Source organism: Claveliimonas bilis, assembly GCF_020892095.1.
GTDB classification, from domain to species: domain Bacteria; phylum Bacillota; class Clostridia; order Lachnospirales; family Lachnospiraceae; genus Claveliimonas; species Claveliimonas bilis.
Genome location: NZ_AP024845.1, coordinates 683,730 through 702,859 on the forward strand (window position 1 = coordinate 683,730; position 19,130 = coordinate 702,859).

The following is a 19,130-nucleotide window of genomic DNA, read 5'->3' on the forward strand; positions in this document are numbered from 1 at the left end:
CTTTCATCGTTCTAAGTCGTGCCGCTTGGCGCGGGTCTGCTCCGGCTGGTCGGCTTTCAATGCAATATCAACGCACTTGCGGATATTGTGCAGCTCGGCAACCTCGGCGCGGGTTTCTTTCAGCTTGGTATATTCCGCTGTTCTCTGCCCGCTGAGGGTGGCGTACTCCTTTTCCCATTCAGCGATAGGCAAGGGTGGCCGTATCCCTTTCGGCAGATTTGCATGGAGATAGCGGTTTGCTGCGTTCCATAGGGTAAGCTCGGCGCGGTGGGCTTCCTCGTACTTGTCGCGCTTGTTCGTCCAGCCGTTTTTCAGCTTTTTCAGCTCGTCGTGAATGGGCTTGTACTCGGTGTAATTTTTCCCGTATTCAATCAGCTTTTGCAATTCTTTCATGCGCTTCTCGGCGGTTTTCATGCCCTTCCGGATAGCGTCGGCTTGGTCGCTGACAGAGGAAAGGGCTGCGTCCAGCTCGTCAAGGGTGGAGATACCATGCTCGGAAAGGTAGTTGACCGCCGCCGCTACGGTTTTCAGTTCATCGGCTGCGTGCTGTTGCTGCCAATACTGCGAATACTTCCGGCTTTTTTCCCTCTGAACGCTCATATACTTTATCAGCAGGTTTGCAAGGCCGGGGGATTGCGGGGGCTGCTCCGGGGCGGTTTCCCGCGCCTTGAACAGCTCGCCAATCCATTCTTTGAGCTTTCCAATCTGCGCCCGGATTTCCCGGATAAGGCGGTTCGCCTTTTGGATATTCCGGTTCAGCTCGCCTTTCTCGGTGGCAATACCTTTCTTCTCCATCTGGCAAGCTACCACGCCCATGTGGACGGTAGGCAGCTCGTCAATGCCGCGCTCGGCGTTACTACGATGGTCGATACGCTCCGGGCTTCCGGCTTGTTCAAGGTAGGCATTTGAAATATCCGCCCATGCCTTACGCCACAAGAGGGCGTTGCCCTTGTCGTTCCAGCCGGTCAGGTCAACTTTGTGCGTCTTGTATCTGCCGCTTGGCAAGCGGATACGCTCGCCGTTTTCATCAAGGTCATATTCCTTTTGGGACTTCGCCGCCCATGCGCCGCGCTCGTCAAGGGGGCGCATGGTAAGCATGATGTGACAATGGGGATTGCCCTTGCCGGTGTCGTGAATGGCAAAATCCACGCACATTCCTCTGGAAACAAATTGAGAAGAACAGTATTCCCGGACAAGCCGGATCTGTTCCTCTCTGGATAATTCTATGGGGAGTGCTGCGTCAATCTCTCTGGCAAGCTGGGCGTTCCCGGCTTTCTCGTAAAGTTCCACATTGTTCCATAGAGTAGCGCGGTCAGAGAAAGAGGGCGGGGCATGGGGCGGCAGTAGGATTTCCGTATGGACAACGCCGCGCTTGCGGGTGTAGTCATGGGTCATTCCGTCCCACTCGTTTGTGATTTTCTCGCCGCTTCGGTAGGCGGCTGCGGCAACGGCTGACTTGCCTTTTCCTCGGCTCACAATGCCGATGTTACAATGGTAAATGGCTATGGGTATCACCTCCCGGATAGGATAATAAAACCCGCAAAAATAGTACAGACGCGTAAGCGGGTGTACTGTTTTTGTGGGTGTGCAGGGATAGCCGCGAAGCGGCGCAAGGGGTGCAGCCCCTTGTTGCGGCAAAGCCGCCATATCGGAGCGCGGGGAAAGTTCCCTGTGCGGAGATAAGCCCTCGGCAGAGCGCACACGCCCGCAAGGGTGTATAAGTGCGCCCTTTGTGCCAAAGGGATTATTCGCTTTTCCCGCCCTTGGTGCGTTTTTTCAGATAAGCCCGCGCTTCCTCGCTCGTCAAGGCAAGCCGGAGAAAGGCGGCGGCTTCCTCGTCGGTCATGGTCTTGGCTTCCGGCACAATGCTCTCAAAGACCGCACCCCGGACGATCAGCCGATGGCTGCGCGTCCTGCGTTCCTCTTGGGATAACTTTTGCCGCAACACCTTTTCCCGGTTTTCAAGCTGCCGGATTTTCTTCTTCCCGTCCTCAATCTCGGCTTGCAATTCCTCGCGGTTTTTTTCTCTCGGTTTCGTCATGGGTGGTCACTCCTTTCTACCTGTCGGCATAGAAAAAGGACAGTCGATTTCCTCGGCTGTCCTTTTGATTAGGGTGTTTGGTTTACTCCGTTCTGCTCAATAAATGGGAATATTAAATATCAATACGCCCTTTAATACATTCCTATTAAAACATCAGCTTCGATTGTCAAATGTGTGAGAGTACACCAATCAACGCAATCTTTTTCAACGCAAAAGAGAAGCGGCGTCATTTCAATAAACGACATTCTTTGTTCTGATGACAACTGTACGGTGGCTGAAACCGTTTCTCTTGAAATGGTTTTAAGATATTTCTCAAAATATTCAACGACAGACTCATTTGAATAATCTGGATTTTTCAAGTGTGCTTGCACTTTAGTCCTAATTTCCCTCAAATGATTTTTCGTAGGAATTACTTTCACAACATATCCGTTAGGAGATAGCAATCGCTGAAATTCTTTGTAGTGTGCAGGCGAAAATATGTCTAAAATACAATCCATACTTCCGTCTTTCAAAGGGATTTTTGATAAGTCAGTAACAAACCACTTCACTGCTTTGCGCTTGTCTTTTTTTGATGCAATCTGTATTGCCTCCCTTGACAAGTCAAAAGCAAAGATGTTTCGTTCTGTTCTTTGCTGTATCTGCCTTGCATAGAAACCCTCGCCGCAACCAACATCTAAAATGTTTCTTATAGATGGCGTATCAGAAATAAACTGTATGATTTTCTCCAACACAACATCATACATGCCATACTCCAAAATTTGGTGCCGGTTGTCAAAAGACCGCTTGCTGTAGTTGGTTTTGGGCGATGATTTTAACAACAAATTTACATACCCATATCTTGAAATATCAAAGCAATGTCCATGTCTACAAATTAGGCTATTGCCTTGTATATCCATTGATTTTGTGCAAATTGGGCATTGAAAATAAACCTTGCTGTCTGCAAAGCGTGATAAATTATTATTCATTTGTTTTTCCTCCGTAATTACATCTCTGCTTCAATAAGCGAGTTATGCAGTACGGATAACCGCAACATAACTCGCGGTTTTATCTTAATCTCATAAATGTAACCATTGTGTTGTCCTCCAATCAATTCCGCAGTATTACTCTGCTTTTAGAAAAAGTATAGCACAAAACTATGAACATTTCCACTCTATTTCAGCCTGTCGGCGGCGTTGCTCTCTCTGGCGTACCGCCGCGCCGCTTCCCGCCGTTCCTCGCTGTATGGGGCGGTCAGACGGAAAGAGAAGCGGCCTTTCTCAATGTCAAACTCCATGCAGCCCGTTTCCGGGTCTGCATCGGTCTGGCGGCACACATCGGGGTGCTGCTCGGCATAGGCGGCAAGCCGCTTCTTCAAGTCGGTATTGTGGGTACGGATATGGATCAACGGGTCTTTCTCATCAAACCAGATGTCTGTGGTCTTTTTTTGCTTGGGAAACCCTGTTCGCATAAACTCTCCTTTCTGCGCCCCTGTTACGCAATAGGGGCATTTTTCGGGTGTTTTCTCCGGCTCTTGACTTGGAGAAAACGGCGTTTTTGACGATAAAAACCGCCCGGACGGGGAATGTATCGTCGGGGCGGCTGTTATCGCAAAATTTCCGATTTTTCCGGCTCTTGACCGTCCTGCAAGCTGTCGGCAAGTATCACTTTGAGCAGCTTGTCGCGGAATGTTTCTGTGCTGCTGTGATTGAAAAATAACTCCGCAACAATAGTCTGCCCGTTTCTCTGCATCGTGATAATACTGTCGGGGTTCCGGGGCGCGGTGGGCGTCCCGTTCTGTTCTGTCATAGGCGGCTCCTTTCTTCGGGCGCAAAAGAGGGACTTCCCGTAGCCGGAAAATCCCTCTTGGTTGTCGGTTATTCTGTTTTACTGTGCGGGCTGTGCGGCGGCGGTCTGCGCCTTTCTCCTTGCCCGGTATTCCCGCGCCTTGATACGGTCATACTCCCGCTGCTTTTCAAGGTTTCGCGCCCGGTACTCCCTTGAATACTGCCGGTGATAGGCGCGGCTCTTTTCCTTTTTGGCTTCTTCGATTTCCTCCCGCATTTGCCGGATTTCCTGCTCGGTCGGCTCTGCAAGCTGCGTTACTTCGTTCTCGAACCTGCCGATATAGTTGAAATATATGCTGATGTGCTGGATTGCGTATCTCGCCCTTTTCTGGTCGCGCTCATGCACTTCAATCCTGCTGATAAACTCGTTGAGAATGGCGGGGGTGAGGTCGGTAAAGGCGGCATGGCGTTCCGTCAGCTTCAAAAACTTCTGCGCCCGTCCTCCCGCGTTCTCATAAGCGGATAGCTGCTCTTGCAGCCCCGCAAGCTCCGTTTTCAGTGTGTAGTATTCTTCCGAATACTTCTGCGACATTTGCTCGTAGCGGTCTTGCGGGATAGTGCCGAGAGCGTTGTCCTCATAGAGCTTATTCAGCACCTTGTCAATCTGTTCAAGGCGTGTCGTGATTTGCGGGATACGTTTCTGCTGTTTCTTGGTCTGGTCGGTCTGCTGCATGGCAAGGTTCTTTTTCACTAAGGCTTCAAACTCTGCCCGGTTGCTGATAGAGTAGTCCTCGATTTTCTTCAGCACTTCCGCGACGGTCTGCATAAGCACGTCAGCGTCAATGATGTGTGGGGAATGGCACTTGGGATTTTTGGCTTTTCCCTTGTGATACTCGCTGCAATAGGCAACGTGCCGCTTGCCGCCGTTTCTGTAATCTATGCGGATGTGCATTTTTGCGCCGCAATCCTTACAGAAAAGCAAGCCCGACAAAGGGTGGATTTCCCCGTCCCCGTTGGGGCGTCTGACGGGCGCGTTTTCCAAAATCCGCTGTGCGGTTTCAAAGTCAGCGCGGTCAATAATCGGCTCATGCACATTTTCGGTTATCTGCCATTGGCTCCGGTCTACATAGTGGTTCCGCTTGTCCCGGAAATGCTTTGTGGTCTTGAAGTTGACTACATCGCCGCAATACTCCTGCCGTGTGAGGATATGGGTCAAGGTGGCTTTGTTCCACTTGTAGCGGTTATCCTCATTGAGCGCCTTGTTTTTACACGTTCCCCGTCCCCGGTCTTTCATGTAGAAAGTGGGGGTAGGGATTTGCTCGCTTTTCAGATATACGGCGATTTGGTTGCGGTTCTTCCCGCCGATAAACAGACGGAAAATAAGGCGCACAACCTCGGCGGCTTCCTCGTTGATTATCCAAAAATCCTTGTTGTCCGGGTCTTTCATATAGCCGTAGGGGGCTTCGGTGGCAATCGGCTTTCCGCTCATACCTTTGGTCTTAATGCCCGTTTTCACTTTCTTGCTGATGTCCTTTGCGTACCACTCCGACATGATGTTGATAAAGGGCGCAAACTCCAATGTGTCGGGCTTCTCGCTGTCAATGCCGTTGTTGACCGCAATAAAGCGCACGTTGTTCCGTCTGAATATCTCCATAGCGTTGCCGACTTGGAGATAGTCGCGCCCCCAGCGGGTTAGGTCTTTCATAATGCAAACGCCGATTTTCCCGTTCTCTACATCGTCCATCATGCGGGAGTAGGCAGAACGGTCAAAAAATCTGCCGCTTTCATCGTCGTCGATGTAGTGCCGGATATTCGTCAACCGCTGCCCTCTGGCGTAGTTCTCCAAAAAGATTTTCTGGTTCTGTATGCTGTTGCTCTCGCCGCCGTCCCTGTCCTCGTCCCCTACGGAAAGACGGGAGTAAAGGGCGGTAATTTTGCTATAATCAGTCATGTGCATAACCTCCTGTGCGTCCATGTAGGTGTCCTTTACACTTAAAATTATGCACTCCATCGGGCAGAGCCGTACTCCGCGCCCTTGCGGTATTTCTTCGCGTTTTTCCCTTTGACATAGACTATCAAGCGGATAATCACCGCACCGACAATGCCGACAAGCAAATCCAACGGGTAAACGCTCGGCAAGGCGTTTTCAAAGGCTGCGGAAAATCCTTGTGTGATATTCAGTATCTTTGCAGAAATATCCGCGCCGGGGGCAAGCCGCACCGCCTGTCCGACTTTATCAAAGAGATAGACAAAGAACACATAGGGGATATTCGGAAGTATCAGCTTTTTGTAGTTGATCTGCTTCATATCTCGCGCCCCCTGTCCATTTTCTTTACCTTGTCGCGGGCGGCGTTAAGCTGCTTCGCCTTGTCCTTTGCAGCGGCAAGGGCTTTGCGGATAGAGGGCTTTTTCTCCCGGTTCAGCTTCTTTGCGGAAAACTCTTGAAACGCTGCGGTCATAACGTCCGCGTCCCGGCCTTTGAAAAACACAAGGTAACGGGTCTGCTCGCCCTTAACCTTTTTTAGCGAAAAATCTATGTTGTATTTCTTCGCCGTACTCTCAAAGGCTTTAATATTGCTGTCGGTGATCTCGATGTTGGAAACACCCGCGTTCTGCTTCATAAGCTGCCGCATGGTCTGTTTCCCATGCGCGGGTTTGCTTTTCTGCTCCAAAAACTTTTGGATTGCTTTCTGTAACGCCTGTTCGGTAAGCCGCGCCGCGCCTTTTCCCACTTTGACGTATAGGGCAATCGTTTTTTGGGTTACTTCCTCCTGCAAGGTATCAACTCCTTTCCCGGTAAAGTGCGGCTATGCTCATTCGCCGCCGTATAAGTCGTGATTGACAAGGGCGGTATAGTAGCTGTCAATGGTACTCGGCGCGTTGAACAGCACCGCTTTTAGATACTGCTTGATGTTGCGCACTTTGGTTGTGTTCTCCCTCATGCAATCCAAAACAAACTCAATATGGCTGCTGTTCAGCTTCAAAAACTTGGATTTCACCAATTCGGCGGGGTAGTCGTCCCCGGCAATACGGATTGTCTTTCGGGCTGTGCAGACGGTTTCCAGCATAAGGTCAACAATCTCGTCCAAACGGTCTTTGTCAATTTTGCAGTTTTGAATGAGATGGTCGTATTCGATATTGTCCTTGATAATCTCCCTGTAAATCTCTACTGCGCTATTGCTTTTCGCTTCCGTTCTTTTCCTTTCCGGCGGCGTAGCCGCTTCGCCATGCGCAAAGGGCAAGGGGTTTAGGGAATGGAAAGGAATGGAATCGGTACTTGATAAATCAGTAATTGATTGTTCTTTACTTAATATATCTTTATTTAATTGCGTTGGATTTTCCAACGTAGGTTTTTCCTGCGTAGGTTTTTCCAACGTTGGATTATCCAATGTTGGATTTTCCAATGTAGGTAAATCCAATATAGGCGGCTGTCCGCCGCTGGTAGCTGCTTCCGGCTCTCGCGGCTGCGGCTGCTCGTATATGACGTAATCTGCGCCCCGCAAGCGTCCCTTTTCGTCGCGCTCCCGGCTGCGCACGATATATCCGGCTTTTTCGAGTTCCTTTACCGCTTCGCGGATTGCGTCGATCTTCTCCCGGTTGATATGGGATAAGCCCGCAAGGGTATAATCCCAATCTTCGGGCAGCGAAAGCATTTGCGACAACAAGCCCTTTGCCTTTAAGGACAATTCCTTGTTTCGCAAGTGGTGGTTGCTCATAACGGTATATCCCGTATTTCGCTCCACTCTGAAAACTGCCATATTTCCTCACTTCCTCTCTTGGTATGCGTGGACAATTAGAAAGCCGTTTTCGGCTGTTTTGGTATTGCAATATGCCCTTTGCCGTTTTCGCGTCTGCAAAGCCGCATGGCACAAGGGCTTTTGCCCGTCTATTTGTCCATGCTGGCGTGCGTTTTCCGCGTCCTTTTGCCGGGGCAATAGGGACACTCTTTGAAAACGCAAAACTCATATTTCCACCCGGGGCGGTAGAAACGGCAAGTGCCGCAATCTTCATCATCTCCGGCACAACCGGATTGATAGCGGTCAAATCCCGGCTTCTGCTGCATGAGCAATTCAAACGCCCGCTGCTTGCCCTTTGTGAAATACATTCCGGCTGCACCTCCTTTCCTGCGGGCATAAAAAAACGGCGTTACTTTCTCCCCCAAAGGGGTTAAGGTAACGCCGTTTGTGTGCGTATTCAGTTTTTAACACATTCCCTGTCTATCCGCTGTCCGCAAAACCATTGATTTTATTAGCTTTTTGCCGCTATCGCTATCACACCTCATTATTCCCTCTTCCAGTCCGCCCGCCAAAATCCCTGCCTGCTCTTTGAGAAATCTTTCATTTTTCAGAAAATACTCTTTCATGGCTTCTTCATAAATGCCTTTGCCCTCTTCCAGGTCATTCCAGGTCTTTTGTTTCTTTTTTTCCAGCTTGCGAAGATCCGGAAAACGCTCTAAGATCACCCGGATCTGGCGGATTTTTTCCTGCGCTTCCTGTTCTCTTGTTCTGCTAAGAGTAAGACGGACCTTGTCGTCTTTTCGCTTTTCCAGCTCTTCTGTCAGGGCAGCTGCCTGCTGCCGGAACTTTTCATAAGTCTGTCTGCCTTCTTCTAACTTCTGTTCTGTCTTACTTTTCCTCTCCGTCTCTTCTTTGCCCTCCCGGTTCTTTTCCTCTCTTATCATCTCCAGCTGACGGATCGATTCTTCCAGCTCTTTTTCCCGTCGGGAGCTTTCCTCAAAAAGGCGGTATACACCCTGTACCTTTTCTGCCTGCCCGCACCGCTCCAGCTGCTTCTTTACTTCCTCCATCCGGTCTTCCTGGGCCTGCAGATCTCTTACTTCTTTCTCTGCCTCCGCGTATCTTTGGAAATTTTCATTTAACTGTTCTGCCTTTGCCAGGTCTTCGTTCAGCTGCTCCAACGCTTCCTGTATCTTTTTTGCTTCTTTTAGAATGCCCTTTTCTCTTCCTGTCCCTTCTTTCAGAATTTCTTTTAAGATCTCCTGTCTGTCCTGCGGCAGAACTGCCTCCCGGATCCGCTCTTTATATTCGCCTTCATCCGGATAAAAAATATGGGAAACCTCCTGTTCCTCCGACTTCTTTGCATCCTGGATCTGCCCGTATAAAGCCCGCGCTTTCTCCCTGAGTTTCCTCTGGATCTGTGCAAATACATCTGTCTGAAAAATGCGGGAAAATATTTCTTTCCGCTCGTCTGATCTGGCATAAAGAAGTTTCAGGAAATCTCCCTGGGCCAGCATAACTGTCTGAGTAAACTGCCCTGCATCCAGTCCGATAATCTCTACGATTTTTCGGTTGACCTCCCCTTTCTTTCCCATAAACTCACTGCCGTCAGGAAGATAAAGGGAAACCTTCGCTTTTTCCACCGTCGTTCCCGGTTTCCCATCCTTTCCTTTTCGTCTGCTTGGCCTTTCATATTCCGGACTTCTCACAATCCGGTAAAGCTGCTCCCGATACCGGAAGGTAAAATCTACAAAAGTAGGCGTATCCAGACCCGCATACTGACTCCTCATCATATTTCCGTCACGTTTTCCCCCGCTGGTCTGATCATAGAGCGCATAAGTAATGGCGTCAAAGACTGTCGTCTTACCTGCCCCGGTATCCCCGCTCACAAGAAAGATTCCGGCTCCTGCCTTCTCAAAATCGATTTCTTCTCTTCCTGCATAAGATCCAAATGCAGACAAAATAAGCTTTACCGGAATCATAATATCTCCTCCTCCAAAATATTTTTCAGTACAGCTTCTTCTCCTGCATCCATGGAGCGTCCCTGCATTTCCTCAAAAAACTGTGCAAACACCTTGAAAGGATCGGACAGATCAAAGGCTTCTTCCTCTTCCCGGATCTGCCGGCGCATTCTTGCATTATCAATCTTTACTTCCAAAAGAAATGGAAATGCCTGTTCCAGCTGTTCTCTTGGCTGATACAGCTCTTTTTCATCTGTCAGGGTCACACTGACATAATCATCCATTCTGCTTTTCCCCTCTTCCTGTCCGGCTCTTTTTAATATTTCTTCCAGTGTTCCCTCTTCCTTTCGTACATCTCTAAGAGGAGAAAGGACTATGGTCTGTATCAGAGGATCCCGGCCTTTTTCCCGAAGCTCTACAAGGGTCAGCACTTTTTCATCCCTGCTCTCTGAGACAGAATATTTCAGCGGCGTACCGCAGTACCATGCATGTTTCTCTCCAATCTTCTGCCGCCTGTGGATATGTCCGAGGGCTGCGTAATCAAATACATCCAGACAGGATACGTCCACCTGTTCCAGCCCGCCCACACTGACTGTTTCGGAATCGCTTCGGATCGGTTCCTGCCCGCCGGAAGTGTAAAACTGATGGCTCACCAGCACATTGCGGACCCCTGGATCGATTTCTTCCCTCTCGATCAGTCCTCTTACAGCGCTGTCGTATGTATCCTTCTCCTCTCCTTCCCCAAAGACTTTCCGCACATAGCCCGGCTTTACAAAAGGAAGAAGATAAAATACGATTTTGCCAAATTCATCTTCAAATTCTACCTGCTTCATTTTCTCTTCCTGATCCATGGGCGGAACCCCTGCAATATAAATCTTCTGCCGGTCAAGAATCTCACTGGCAAATTCCAGCCGTTCTGCCGAATCATGATTCCCGCTCACTATCAGCACGGGAATGGGAGGCTCCAGCGCCGAAAGCTCTGTCAGAAAATGATTAAATACCGTAACCGCCTCCGCTGACGGCACAGATTTATCATAGACATCACCTGCGATCACAACCGCATCCGGTTTCTCTTCCTTTGCCGCCTGTACTACCTGATTTAAAATATGTATCTGATCTTCCTTCATATTGTAATAATGAAAATGTCTGCCGATATGAAGGTCTGACAAATGAAAAAATCTCATATAGTTCCTCCTTTAAACCTTCGTCTTGTCATCTGAATTTTTATCCCGTATAATTGAAAAGCAATACTGCGGCAGCGTAAAAAACATCTGCGCTGACGCTGAAAGAGAGGCTGTATTTATGAAAATTATAAAACAAATCGGTATTATCTTTGCCATTTGCTGGATCAGCACAGTAATCGAAGCACTGCTGCCATTTTCCTTTCCGGCAAGTGTCATTGGAATGATCCTTCTTCTTCTCTGTCTGATTACCGGCGTACTGAAAATACACCATATCCAGGAAAAATCGGATTTTCTTTTGTCTAATATGGCATTTTTCTTTATCCCCGCCGGAGTCAGTATGATCAACTATCTGGATATTCTCGCTCAAAACCTGATCCCGCTGATCGTTATCAGCGTAATATCCACTTTCATCACCTTTGCCGCAACGGCCTACAGCATGAAGCTGGCATTAAAACTTTTAAACAGGAGGAAACAAAAATGAACGATGTGCTTTCATCACCCTTTTTCGGTATTTCCATCAGCATCCTTACATTCTGGATCGGTGAAAAACTGCAGAAAAAGACAGGGAATCCCATCTGCAGTCCTCTGATCATATCCATGGTGCTGATCATCTGCATCCTTCTGCTTTTCGATATTCCCTATGAGGCATATGACGCCGGAGGTCAGATTATCAACATGTTTCTGGCTCCTGCCACAGCATGTCTGGCTGTCTCTATCTATACAAAAATACAGCTTTTAAAAGAAAACTGGCTTCCTATTGTCATCGGATGCGCCTGCGGCTCCTTTGCCTCCATGGGAAGTATCTATCTGATGTGCCGCCTGTGGGGTCTGGATGATAAGATTACCTACGCCCTTATTCCAAAGTCTGTGACAACCCCTATTGCTGTCAGTATTTCCCAGCAGTTTTCCGGCGTGATCCCCGTCACTGTCGTAGCTGTTATTATCACCGGAACTCTTGGAAGTATTCTTGCTCCCTTCTTTATCCGGTTCTTTCATGTCACAGACGCTATGACTGCCGGAGTCAGCATCGGAGCCTGCAGTCATGCGGTGGGAACCTCCAAGGCAATTGAAATCGGAGAAACGGAAGGGGCTATGAGCGGTCTTGCTATCGGCGTATGCGGTATAATGACCGTGCTTTTTTCTTTGTTCCTCTAAATTTACCTGGGTCAGGAGTTCCGCAAGCGGAACTCTTTTTTATTTAATAGAAATTTTCTTTCCCTATTAAGTAAAACGCTCCGCGGGTTACAGTCCTGCAAAAAACAATTCATAAAAATCATCCTCCCCCTCCAGCATGGGAGAATTTTCTCCGCCGCCGTTGGTGCTTCTCTTCATGGAAGCATAGAACTCTTCCCCTGCACAGATCAGCTCCATCTCGTAAATCTCATACCCCAGTTCCCTGCATGTTCTGCAAAATGCGGAAACCGGATCCTTCTCCTTTCTCGTGGCGAGAAGCTTTCTTTTCAGCTGCGGCTCTTTATGTGCACGTCTTTGCAATTCATCTAACATTCCTGCAATGTCTGTCATAAACTCTCCTCCTTCTGTCACCATAAATCCTTTTTCTGCCTCTTTAGGTAAGGAACGGTCTTTCCTTTCCATCGAAAAAACCGGGGATTCCTTACAAAATCCCCGGCTGCATTTTTCCGCTTTGTTTATACACCAAGCATAGCCTTGATCTCTTCTTTTGACTTGGCTCCCACTGACATCTCCGCCTTTTCTCCGTTTTTAAAGACGATCAGTGTGGGAATGGACATAACACGGTACTGTTTTGCCAGTTCCATCTCTTCATCTACATTGACTTTTCCGATCTTTACTCCCTGAAGTTCATCTGCCAGCTCCTCGATGATGGGAAGTACCATCTGGCACGGTCCGCACCAGGTTGCCCAGAAATCCACCAGTACCGGTACGTCGGATTTTAAAACTTCCTGTTCAAAATTGTCCTTTGTGAAATGTAATGCTGCCATATCTATCCTTCCTTTCTGCTGTATGCTCCGCTTAAATTGCGGAAACAGATTTTATATCTTAATTTTATTTTTTTCTTTATTATACACCATCTGAACTTTTTTTCTGTAACCGGGTCACATTTTTTACAGATATTTTATTTTCCCGGCATGGAGTCCTGCGAATCAATGAACCAGCTGCACGTCGGTTCCCATGATCCCTCCCATATCTGTTACATGAGTATATCCCATGTGTCCCATGAGAGCTGCAGACCTTTTGCTGCGGGCGCCGCTTAAGCAGTAAATGTACACATGCGCGTCTTTATCCGGAATGAGCGCATCAATCTTTTTCAGTTCATGCAGCGGAAGATTCAAACTGTTTTCCAGATGCCCTTCCTCGTACTCTTCCGGCGTACGTACATCCAGAAAAATGCTCCCCTCCTTTTCTTTTGCTTCTTTTATATATTCCTGTATAGATTTCTCCGGTGCTTTTGTAAACAGTTTCATCTTGTATCCTCCTCTTTCTTTTCTGTGGATAGTATATCCTGTTTTGCAGGTCTTTTCCGTGACTTTGTCACAAATCCAGTGCCAAATGTCTCCTATACACACCGGAAATAGAGGCTGACCTTTCCTCCTCTTCCCTCTTCGTTTTCCAATTGGAGGAATCCTTTGTATTCTTTCATAATTTCGGAAGCAATGTAAAGTCCCATGCCGTAATGATCTTTCCGGGTTCTGCTCTTATCGGCCTGATAAAACTGTTCCGTAGCATGAGCAAGGCCTTCTTTTGTAAATCCCGGTCCGTCGTCAGTCACAGTGACTGCAAGAAATTCTCCGCTCTCCTTTATCTCAATGAGCAGTTCCCCTCCTCGAGGAGAAAAATCCACTCCGTTAGATACAATATTCCAGAGTGCCCGGCTGCACTCTTCTTTTCTCCCATATATCATCTTATCTGTATCCGCAGCCCTGCAGCAGATCTGCAGTTTTTTCGTTCTTCCCAGGGCCTGTGCCCTCTCGCAGATCTCCTGTATCCAGAAAGAAGCCGGGAAGTTTTTCTGCTCTTCCTTCTTCTCTTCCTGTCCGTCTTTGGATCCTCTGTTTGGCTCACCGTCAAATTGTCGGATCGTTCTTTGCAGAATCTGCAAATATCTTTCAATCTCCCTGACATTGTCCAGAATTTCCTGATCCCACTCTCTTTTTTCTTCCTCTGTTTCTTCTTCCAGCAAAAGCTCTGTATTTCCCCGGATAATCGTAAGGGGCGTTTTGATATCATGGGCAAGGGAAGCAATCTGATCCTCCTTCTGTCTCTTGATATCCCACTGTTCCTTCAAAGACTTCTGAAGCGCCTCCTTCATCTGATAAAGGGCCCCAAGTACATGATCGACTTCCTGAATATCCGAGTATTCCCGCTCAAAATCCAGATCTTCTCTCTCTACCCGCTCCGCTGTTTCTTTCAATACATTCAGCCTTTTCTGAAGATATTTTCCCTGCCTTTTCGCCAGCGCCACTGCCGTCCCAAAAAACATAAGGAAATAGGCGCCGACAAATAAAAGTTCTGCATTTGGAAAGACGGAACGAAGGAACGGATTAGAGAATTTGGCTATCACCTGATACTCCACAAGGGCAGTCAGCCCGTTTTCTTTCTCGATCACCTTCCAATAGGAACCATAGATCAGAGCCGGGGATGACTGCATCTGACTTTTCCACAGTCCTTCCTGCTCCTCCTTAGAGAGATTTCCATAAACATAGGTCCCGTCTTTTTCAAAAACGCCATATCTGCATGTGTCAGGCAAAAGCTTTTCTTCCACTTGGCCCCCTGACCTGATCTCCCCTTCTGCTCTTGTAATTTTATCCAGCTCATAGCTTGGCAGGCGTACCACCCCTGCACGGACCGTAACCATATAGACGACCGCTGTAAGTCCTGCCAGTCCGATCGCAAGGATCCCAAAGCGGAACAAAAAGGAAATAAACATAGCATACAATCTTTTTTTCTTTCTTTTTATCCTTTCCATCTGTATCCGATCCCCCATACTGTTTCTATCGGTTCCAGGCCTGTCATCCGAAATTTTGCCCTGATATTTTTCACATGCTCTGTGATGGCGGAGCTGTCCGCCTCCCCGTCAAATCCAAAGACATACTCATAAATCCTTTCTCTTGAAAATACCTGTCCCTTGTGAAGGGCCAGATATTCACAGATTTCATATTCGCTTTTTGTAAGAAAAATCTCCTGCTCTTTGCAAAGCAGCCTCTTTTCTTTGAGATAAAACTTTGTCTCTCCGATCGCCACTGCGTGATGCTTCTGTCTGTTTTCCCTTCGGATATGCGCCTCTACTCTTGCTCTTAACTCTCCGATCCCAAAGGGTTTGCGGATGTAATCGTCCGCTCCCAGACCAAGTCCCGTCATAACGTCCTCCTCCCCTGTCCGGGCAGTGAGAAAGAGGATCGGACAGTCCGCCTTCTCCCGGATCTTTCTTAGAAGTTCAAAACCATCCATCCCCGGCATCATGACATCCAGGAGAATAAGGTCGTAATTCCCCGGGCTGCTTAAGTCTGCCTTTAACGGATCAGAAAGAGTATCCACCTCATATCCTTCCCGCTCCAGCGCGCGCCGGATCACCTTTAAGATCCCCTCCTCATCGTCAATAGCCAAAACCTTTACTGTCATTCCTTTTTTCTCCCTTCAAAAAATGTAACCCACAGAAGAATGGCCGTTCCAAGGCCAACAAAAATAATCGTACAGATCAAAAGCAAATGCTGCCATGGACTGCTTTTCAGAATAGAAATGGCTCCTGTATCCCCTGCAAAAGTCAATGCCAGCATAAAATCACACCATTTTTCACTCCATGCGTGGGGAAAGAACATCCAGCGCCCTTGGCCGAGTCCTGTCATCATAAGGAAAGCAGCGATCGTTCCTACAACACCGACACTGACAGAGGCCGCGTTTCCAAACTGAAATCCAAGAAACAGATGCAGAAGATAGACGATCCCCTGTCCCGCCCACATGACAAGGGCAACTGCCAGGTAACTTGAAAGGGAACAGACATCCCCCTCCGGAAAGAGGCGGTATACCAGGCCAAATCCAAGCACTGCCACCAGGGAAGAAAAAAGGGCGCCTGCCATCAGGACTGTCCATTTTGCCAAAAGTCCCACCGGCCTTGGGCAGGGCAGACACAGAAAGTTCTGATATCCGCTCTGCAGCTCCATTTCCGCCGCCTGCCCGCATATGATCCCGGCAAGGAAAGGAAAGACTCCGGAGAGCACTTCCAGATACATCTGGACCTCACTTCTTGCATTCCATCCGGCAAAAAAATCATAGAGCAGAAAAACCGCCGCCCCTAAAACCGGCAGAATCACATGAATCCAGAAAACCGGCGTATGGGCAAGTTTCTTCCATTCTGCCTTTAAAAGGCCCGCAAACATTCTCACAGCGCTTCCGCCCCCTTTCTGTCATACCAGACTCTTGTTGCAGCCCACAGGATAACAAAAAGCGCAAGGCAGATGAAACTTCCAATAAACAGGCTGGCCGGATCCGTAATCCCCGGAATATAGCCTGTATTTCCCGGATGTGCCGTAAGACCGTTTGGCAGGATTCCGATAACCGGACACATGATCCTTGGAAGAATCCCCCATGGATTCAGCATCCAAAGGCCGGTGACAGCCGTGAGGCATCCTGATGTGTTCAGCGCCATATTGACTGCCAGCGTTGGAAGCATTCCTATCTTCCGATCCATCCAAAGGCAGAGGGGGATCTGCCACAGGCTGGCAAGAATCATCACTAAAGCCGCAAGGACATTCTGCCCCGCCGACACATAGATAACCTGTTCCTGCTGCAAAAGAGGCATCACAATATTTCCCAGCAAAAATGAACAGGATACCAGCAGCACATTGGCGGCGGCCACATACTTTACAGCATTAAGGGTCTTGGCGTCCCACGCCTTCTTTAAATCTTCTGCTGTTAAAAGCACCGCCTGGTTCCTGATCTTCTTCTCTTTCTCCTGGGACATACAGCAGTAAAGCGTCAGAAATCCAGGCAAAATCCCGATATACCACCAGTTATAACTGTCGACCGTTCCATAGTTGGCCGCCAGCCCATAAGCCATCAGAAGCGTCAGACAGGGAAACAAGATCCAGAGCTTCCCGGACAGACTGTGGCGGTATTTTAGTTTTTCCGCACGATACAGAAGGAAGACCTGTTCCATTATGCCTCGCCTCCTTCCATCAGCTGGCTGCCTGTTTCCATCCCCTGGCCGCCTGCCGCCACTTTCATAAACAGCTTTTCCAGCTGGTCTTTTCCCGGCATGCCGCCCTGATATTTCAGCATCCCTTCTGACAGGATCCCAATATAGTCTGCCGTCTTGTTTACTTCATCCAGAATATGGCTGGACACCAGCACCGTGATCCCCTTCTTTGTAAATCCCCGGAGCATTTCCCGAAGCTTTTGTATGCCGATGGGGTCCAGACCGTTTGTGGGTTCATCCAGGATCAAAAGCTTCGGATGATTCAAAAGCGCTGCCGCGATTCCAAGCCTTTGCTTCATTCCCAGGGAAAACTGCCCTGCTTTCTTTCTTCCTGTATTTTGAATTTCCGCGATCTCCAGAGCTTCTTCTATGCGCTCTTCGGATATACCAAAAGCAGCAGCTCTTACACTCAGATTCTCTCTGGCCGTCAGATTGGGATAAACTGGCGGCGTCTCAATCAGCGCTCCGATCTCTTTTATGCTTCCCCTCGTCCACTTCTTCTGACAAAATCTAACTTCTCCCGAATCCGGTCTTATCATGCCGGAAATAACCTTTAACAAAGTAGACTTCCCGGCACCGTTTGGTCCCAGAAGCCCATAGACACACCCCTGGGGAATCTGGATCGAAACACGGTCAAGCGCCTTTTCCTGTCCTCTCAAATATGTCTTTGTCAACGATTTCGTTTCTAAAATAACCGTTTCCATATAAAATCCTCCTTATCGCTAAACACTGTTTTGTTTTCTTTTACAGTGTAAGCCATAAGTATAAGGATTTTATAAGGACAGCATCTCATACCAGCTTTTTGTATCTTCCTCCTCATTTCCGGCAACAAAAATTTTCTCATCTTTTAACTGGATCTCCAAAACAGGGCCGCTCTCTTTGTCAAGAAACAGCATGCATTTTCCTGTCTCCTTCCCCTTAAAGTGACCGATATCATAATCTTCCGTACTGCCGCCGTTTGTCCGGATGAACTTGTCCTCCGGCATCCTGTCAAGCAATGTGACTTCCACAATCTCTTCCTTTGTAAATTCACACTCATATCCTGCAGCCTCTACCAGAAAAGTATCTCCCGTCTGCTCAAAATGTATGTCAACATTTTCAAATCGGAGGATAATGACAATCACCCAGATAACAAGCGCCGCAGTAAGCACACCAGTTACTCCCATAATGATCCGGGCTGCCGGCCGGCCGTAATTAAGGGACATGTTCATGCTGTTCAGACGATCCTGGATAAGCAGATGGGGATCTTGGGGATTATTGTACCAGCCTTTCCTCCAGTATTCGTCATCATCCACACTGTAGGGCTCCGTCACTGCCGAAAGGATCCTTTTTCGTTTTTGGATTCCCCACATAACCGGAACGAGAAGTCCGGCCGCCGCAGCTGCTGTCAAAAATCCATAGGCAGTATAAACGCCCGGATCCACCCAGTCTTTTCCCCTACTCTCAAAAGCCAGAAACAGCCATGCCGATCCGTTGATCCAGGATGCCGTCACAAGTCCGATGGTCCAGGAGCGCCCAAAAAGTCTGTTTGCCGCCAGGTTGATGTCCGTATTGCCGCTGCAGACATCATCCTTCCTTCTCTGGATACCGATATGAAACAGCAGAAACAGGCCAGAGATTCCAAGGGTGGAGAAAAACAAAATCCGGTCTCCGAAAAATTCCGGTCCGCCTCCCCAGATTTCGCTGTACCAAAATCCTGACAGTACAAGCAGAAACAAAATCGGGAAATGCCACTTAAGGCTCCATGGCCTTTTATCCGCAAAATCGGACACTTCCGTATCCATGGGCACAACCTTTTTGCTCCTTTCGTCGATCCACTGATGTTCCATCTTCATCTGATACATTTTTCTGTGGGGAAAGATGACAAGACACCAAAGCCCGCACATATACTCTGCCATCCATATTACATAGACCACCAGAAAAACAGTGATATCAAAGAAACACAGGAAATTGATCAAAATACTGACGATCAGATTCCCCCTGTTAAAAATCTTCCATTCTCTCTTACTTTTGGTGCAAAGCTTCCTGACTTCTTCCTGCTCCAGCGCATATGCCGGAATGTGGACACCCATGAGCATTCCATCCTCATACCGGTCCCGCTTCCCATAGGAATACTGGCAGATCAATACAACAAAAAGATTTGTGATCAGAAAAATAAAAAACAAAGCTACTTCCATTTTTCTTCCCTCTCTTCCACCAGAATTATTACAGACAATTTCTACGCAAAAAAGTATTGTCTATATTTATATATACACTAATACAAACAATACTT

Annotated in this window: 22 protein-coding genes and 1 pseudogene; 2 read left to right on the top strand and 21 right to left on the bottom strand. The window is 48.1% G+C overall.

What is annotated here, in order from left to right; all coding sequences use genetic code 11:
- Window positions 1-3 precede the first annotated feature (3 nt).
- The 12 genes and pseudogenes from mobQ to EUBC25_RS03440 all read right to left on the bottom strand — a co-directional run bounded on the left by mobQ (window position 4) and on the right by EUBC25_RS03440 (window position 10,686).
- The gene (mobQ, locus tag EUBC25_RS03385; protein ID WP_230107539.1) at window positions 4-1,515 is read right to left on the bottom strand and encodes a MobQ family relaxase; all 1,512 of its coding nucleotides are present in this window, start codon (window positions 1,513-1,515) and stop codon (window positions 4-6) included.
- Window positions 1,516-1,744: 229 nt separating this feature from the next.
- The gene (locus EUBC25_RS03390) at window positions 1,745-2,041 is read right to left on the bottom strand and encodes a DUF3847 domain-containing protein (protein ID WP_016147288.1); all 297 of its coding nucleotides are present in this window, start codon (window positions 2,039-2,041) and stop codon (window positions 1,745-1,747) included.
- Window positions 2,042-2,172: 131 nt separating this feature from the next.
- Entirely contained in the window at window positions 2,173-3,006 is an 834-nt protein-coding gene (locus EUBC25_RS03395; RefSeq protein ID WP_016147289.1) for a methyltransferase domain-containing protein, read from the bottom strand.
- Between the two features lie 185 nt (window positions 3,007-3,191).
- Complete coding sequence (locus EUBC25_RS03400; protein ID WP_095889416.1) at window positions 3,192-3,488, bottom strand: P-loop NTPase family protein; 297 nt, start codon at window positions 3,486-3,488, stop codon at window positions 3,192-3,194.
- Window positions 3,489-3,622: 134 nt separating this feature from the next.
- Complete coding sequence (locus EUBC25_RS03405; RefSeq protein ID WP_095889415.1) at window positions 3,623-3,826, bottom strand: transposon-encoded TnpW family protein; 204 nt, start codon at window positions 3,824-3,826, stop codon at window positions 3,623-3,625.
- Between the two features lie 78 nt (window positions 3,827-3,904).
- The gene (locus tag EUBC25_RS03410; protein WP_331471511.1) at window positions 3,905-5,755 is read right to left on the bottom strand and encodes a recombinase family protein; all 1,851 of its coding nucleotides are present in this window, start codon (window positions 5,753-5,755) and stop codon (window positions 3,905-3,907) included.
- A 56-nt stretch (window positions 5,756-5,811) separates the two neighbouring features.
- Window positions 5,812-6,111 (bottom strand): annotated as a pseudogene (locus EUBC25_RS15120) (recombinase); the annotation flags it as partial.
- Complete coding sequence (locus tag EUBC25_RS03420) at window positions 6,108-6,581, bottom strand: PcfB family protein (RefSeq protein ID WP_002604484.1); 474 nt, start codon at window positions 6,579-6,581, stop codon at window positions 6,108-6,110. The pseudogene EUBC25_RS15120 and the gene EUBC25_RS03420, both read right to left, overlap by 4 nt.
- Window positions 6,582-6,617: 36 nt before the next feature.
- The gene (locus tag EUBC25_RS03425; protein ID WP_002604485.1) at window positions 6,618-7,562 is read right to left on the bottom strand and encodes a DUF6017 domain-containing protein; all 945 of its coding nucleotides are present in this window, start codon (window positions 7,560-7,562) and stop codon (window positions 6,618-6,620) included.
- Window positions 7,563-7,690: 128 nt separating this feature from the next.
- The gene (locus EUBC25_RS03430) at window positions 7,691-7,909 is read right to left on the bottom strand and encodes a hypothetical protein (RefSeq protein WP_002604486.1); all 219 of its coding nucleotides are present in this window, start codon (window positions 7,907-7,909) and stop codon (window positions 7,691-7,693) included.
- 96 nt (window positions 7,910-8,005) lie between these two features.
- The gene (locus tag EUBC25_RS03435) at window positions 8,006-9,523 is read right to left on the bottom strand and encodes an AAA family ATPase (protein WP_230106824.1); all 1,518 of its coding nucleotides are present in this window, start codon (window positions 9,521-9,523) and stop codon (window positions 8,006-8,008) included.
- Window positions 9,520-10,686, bottom strand: coding sequence for an exonuclease SbcCD subunit D (locus EUBC25_RS03440; protein ID WP_230106825.1), 1,167 nt, complete (start codon window positions 10,684-10,686; stop codon window positions 9,520-9,522). The genes EUBC25_RS03435 and EUBC25_RS03440 overlap by 4 nt, the downstream gene beginning before the upstream one ends.
- Before the next feature lie 118 nt (window positions 10,687-10,804).
- Here EUBC25_RS03440 and EUBC25_RS03445 point away from each other — a divergent pair, with 118 nt between their 5' ends.
- A complete protein-coding gene (locus tag EUBC25_RS03445) occupies window positions 10,805-11,167 on the top strand; it encodes a CidA/LrgA family protein (protein WP_230106826.1) in 363 nt (120 codons plus the stop codon).
- A complete protein-coding gene (locus tag EUBC25_RS03450) occupies window positions 11,164-11,841 on the top strand; it encodes an LrgB family protein (RefSeq protein WP_230106827.1) in 678 nt (225 codons plus the stop codon). The genes EUBC25_RS03445 and EUBC25_RS03450 overlap by 4 nt, the downstream gene beginning before the upstream one ends.
- An 87-nt stretch (window positions 11,842-11,928) precedes the next feature.
- On the opposite strand, the gene EUBC25_RS03455 is transcribed toward EUBC25_RS03450, so the two are convergent.
- The 9 genes from EUBC25_RS03455 to EUBC25_RS03495 all read right to left on the bottom strand — a co-directional run bounded on the left by EUBC25_RS03455 (window position 11,929) and on the right by EUBC25_RS03495 (window position 19,035).
- A complete protein-coding gene (locus EUBC25_RS03455; RefSeq protein WP_230106828.1) occupies window positions 11,929-12,210 on the bottom strand; it encodes a hypothetical protein in 282 nt (93 codons plus the stop codon).
- Window positions 12,211-12,335: 125 nt separating this feature from the next.
- On the bottom strand, window positions 12,336-12,647 hold the full coding sequence (trxA, locus tag EUBC25_RS03460; RefSeq protein ID WP_230106829.1) for a thioredoxin: 312 nt from the start codon (window positions 12,645-12,647) through the stop codon (window positions 12,336-12,338).
- Between the two features lie 162 nt (window positions 12,648-12,809).
- Window positions 12,810-13,130, bottom strand: coding sequence for a rhodanese-like domain-containing protein (locus EUBC25_RS03465; protein WP_230106830.1), 321 nt, complete (start codon window positions 13,128-13,130; stop codon window positions 12,810-12,812).
- A 92-nt stretch (window positions 13,131-13,222) separates the two neighbouring features.
- Window positions 13,223-14,632 (bottom strand): HAMP domain-containing sensor histidine kinase, encoded by a 1,410-nt coding sequence (locus EUBC25_RS03470; RefSeq protein ID WP_230106831.1) that lies wholly within the window; start codon window positions 14,630-14,632, stop codon window positions 13,223-13,225.
- The gene (locus tag EUBC25_RS03475; protein WP_230106832.1) at window positions 14,620-15,285 is read right to left on the bottom strand and encodes a response regulator transcription factor; all 666 of its coding nucleotides are present in this window, start codon (window positions 15,283-15,285) and stop codon (window positions 14,620-14,622) included. Before EUBC25_RS03475 ends, EUBC25_RS03470 begins: the two co-directional genes overlap by 13 nt.
- Window positions 15,282-16,040, bottom strand: a complete 759-nt coding sequence (locus EUBC25_RS03480; protein ID WP_230107540.1) for a lantibiotic immunity ABC transporter MutG family permease subunit — start codon at window positions 16,038-16,040, stop codon at window positions 15,282-15,284. The genes EUBC25_RS03475 and EUBC25_RS03480 overlap by 4 nt, the downstream gene beginning before the upstream one ends.
- Before the next feature lie 2 nt (window positions 16,041-16,042).
- On the bottom strand, window positions 16,043-16,819 hold the full coding sequence (locus EUBC25_RS03485; RefSeq protein WP_230106833.1) for a lantibiotic immunity ABC transporter MutE/EpiE family permease subunit: 777 nt from the start codon (window positions 16,817-16,819) through the stop codon (window positions 16,043-16,045).
- Entirely contained in the window at window positions 16,819-17,562 is a 744-nt protein-coding gene (locus tag EUBC25_RS03490; protein WP_230106834.1) for a lantibiotic protection ABC transporter ATP-binding subunit, read from the bottom strand. Before EUBC25_RS03490 ends, EUBC25_RS03485 begins: the two co-directional genes overlap by 1 nt.
- Before the next feature lie 69 nt (window positions 17,563-17,631).
- On the bottom strand, window positions 17,632-19,035 hold the full coding sequence (locus tag EUBC25_RS03495) for a hypothetical protein (protein WP_230106835.1): 1,404 nt from the start codon (window positions 19,033-19,035) through the stop codon (window positions 17,632-17,634).
- Window positions 19,036-19,130: the final 95 nt, after the last annotated feature.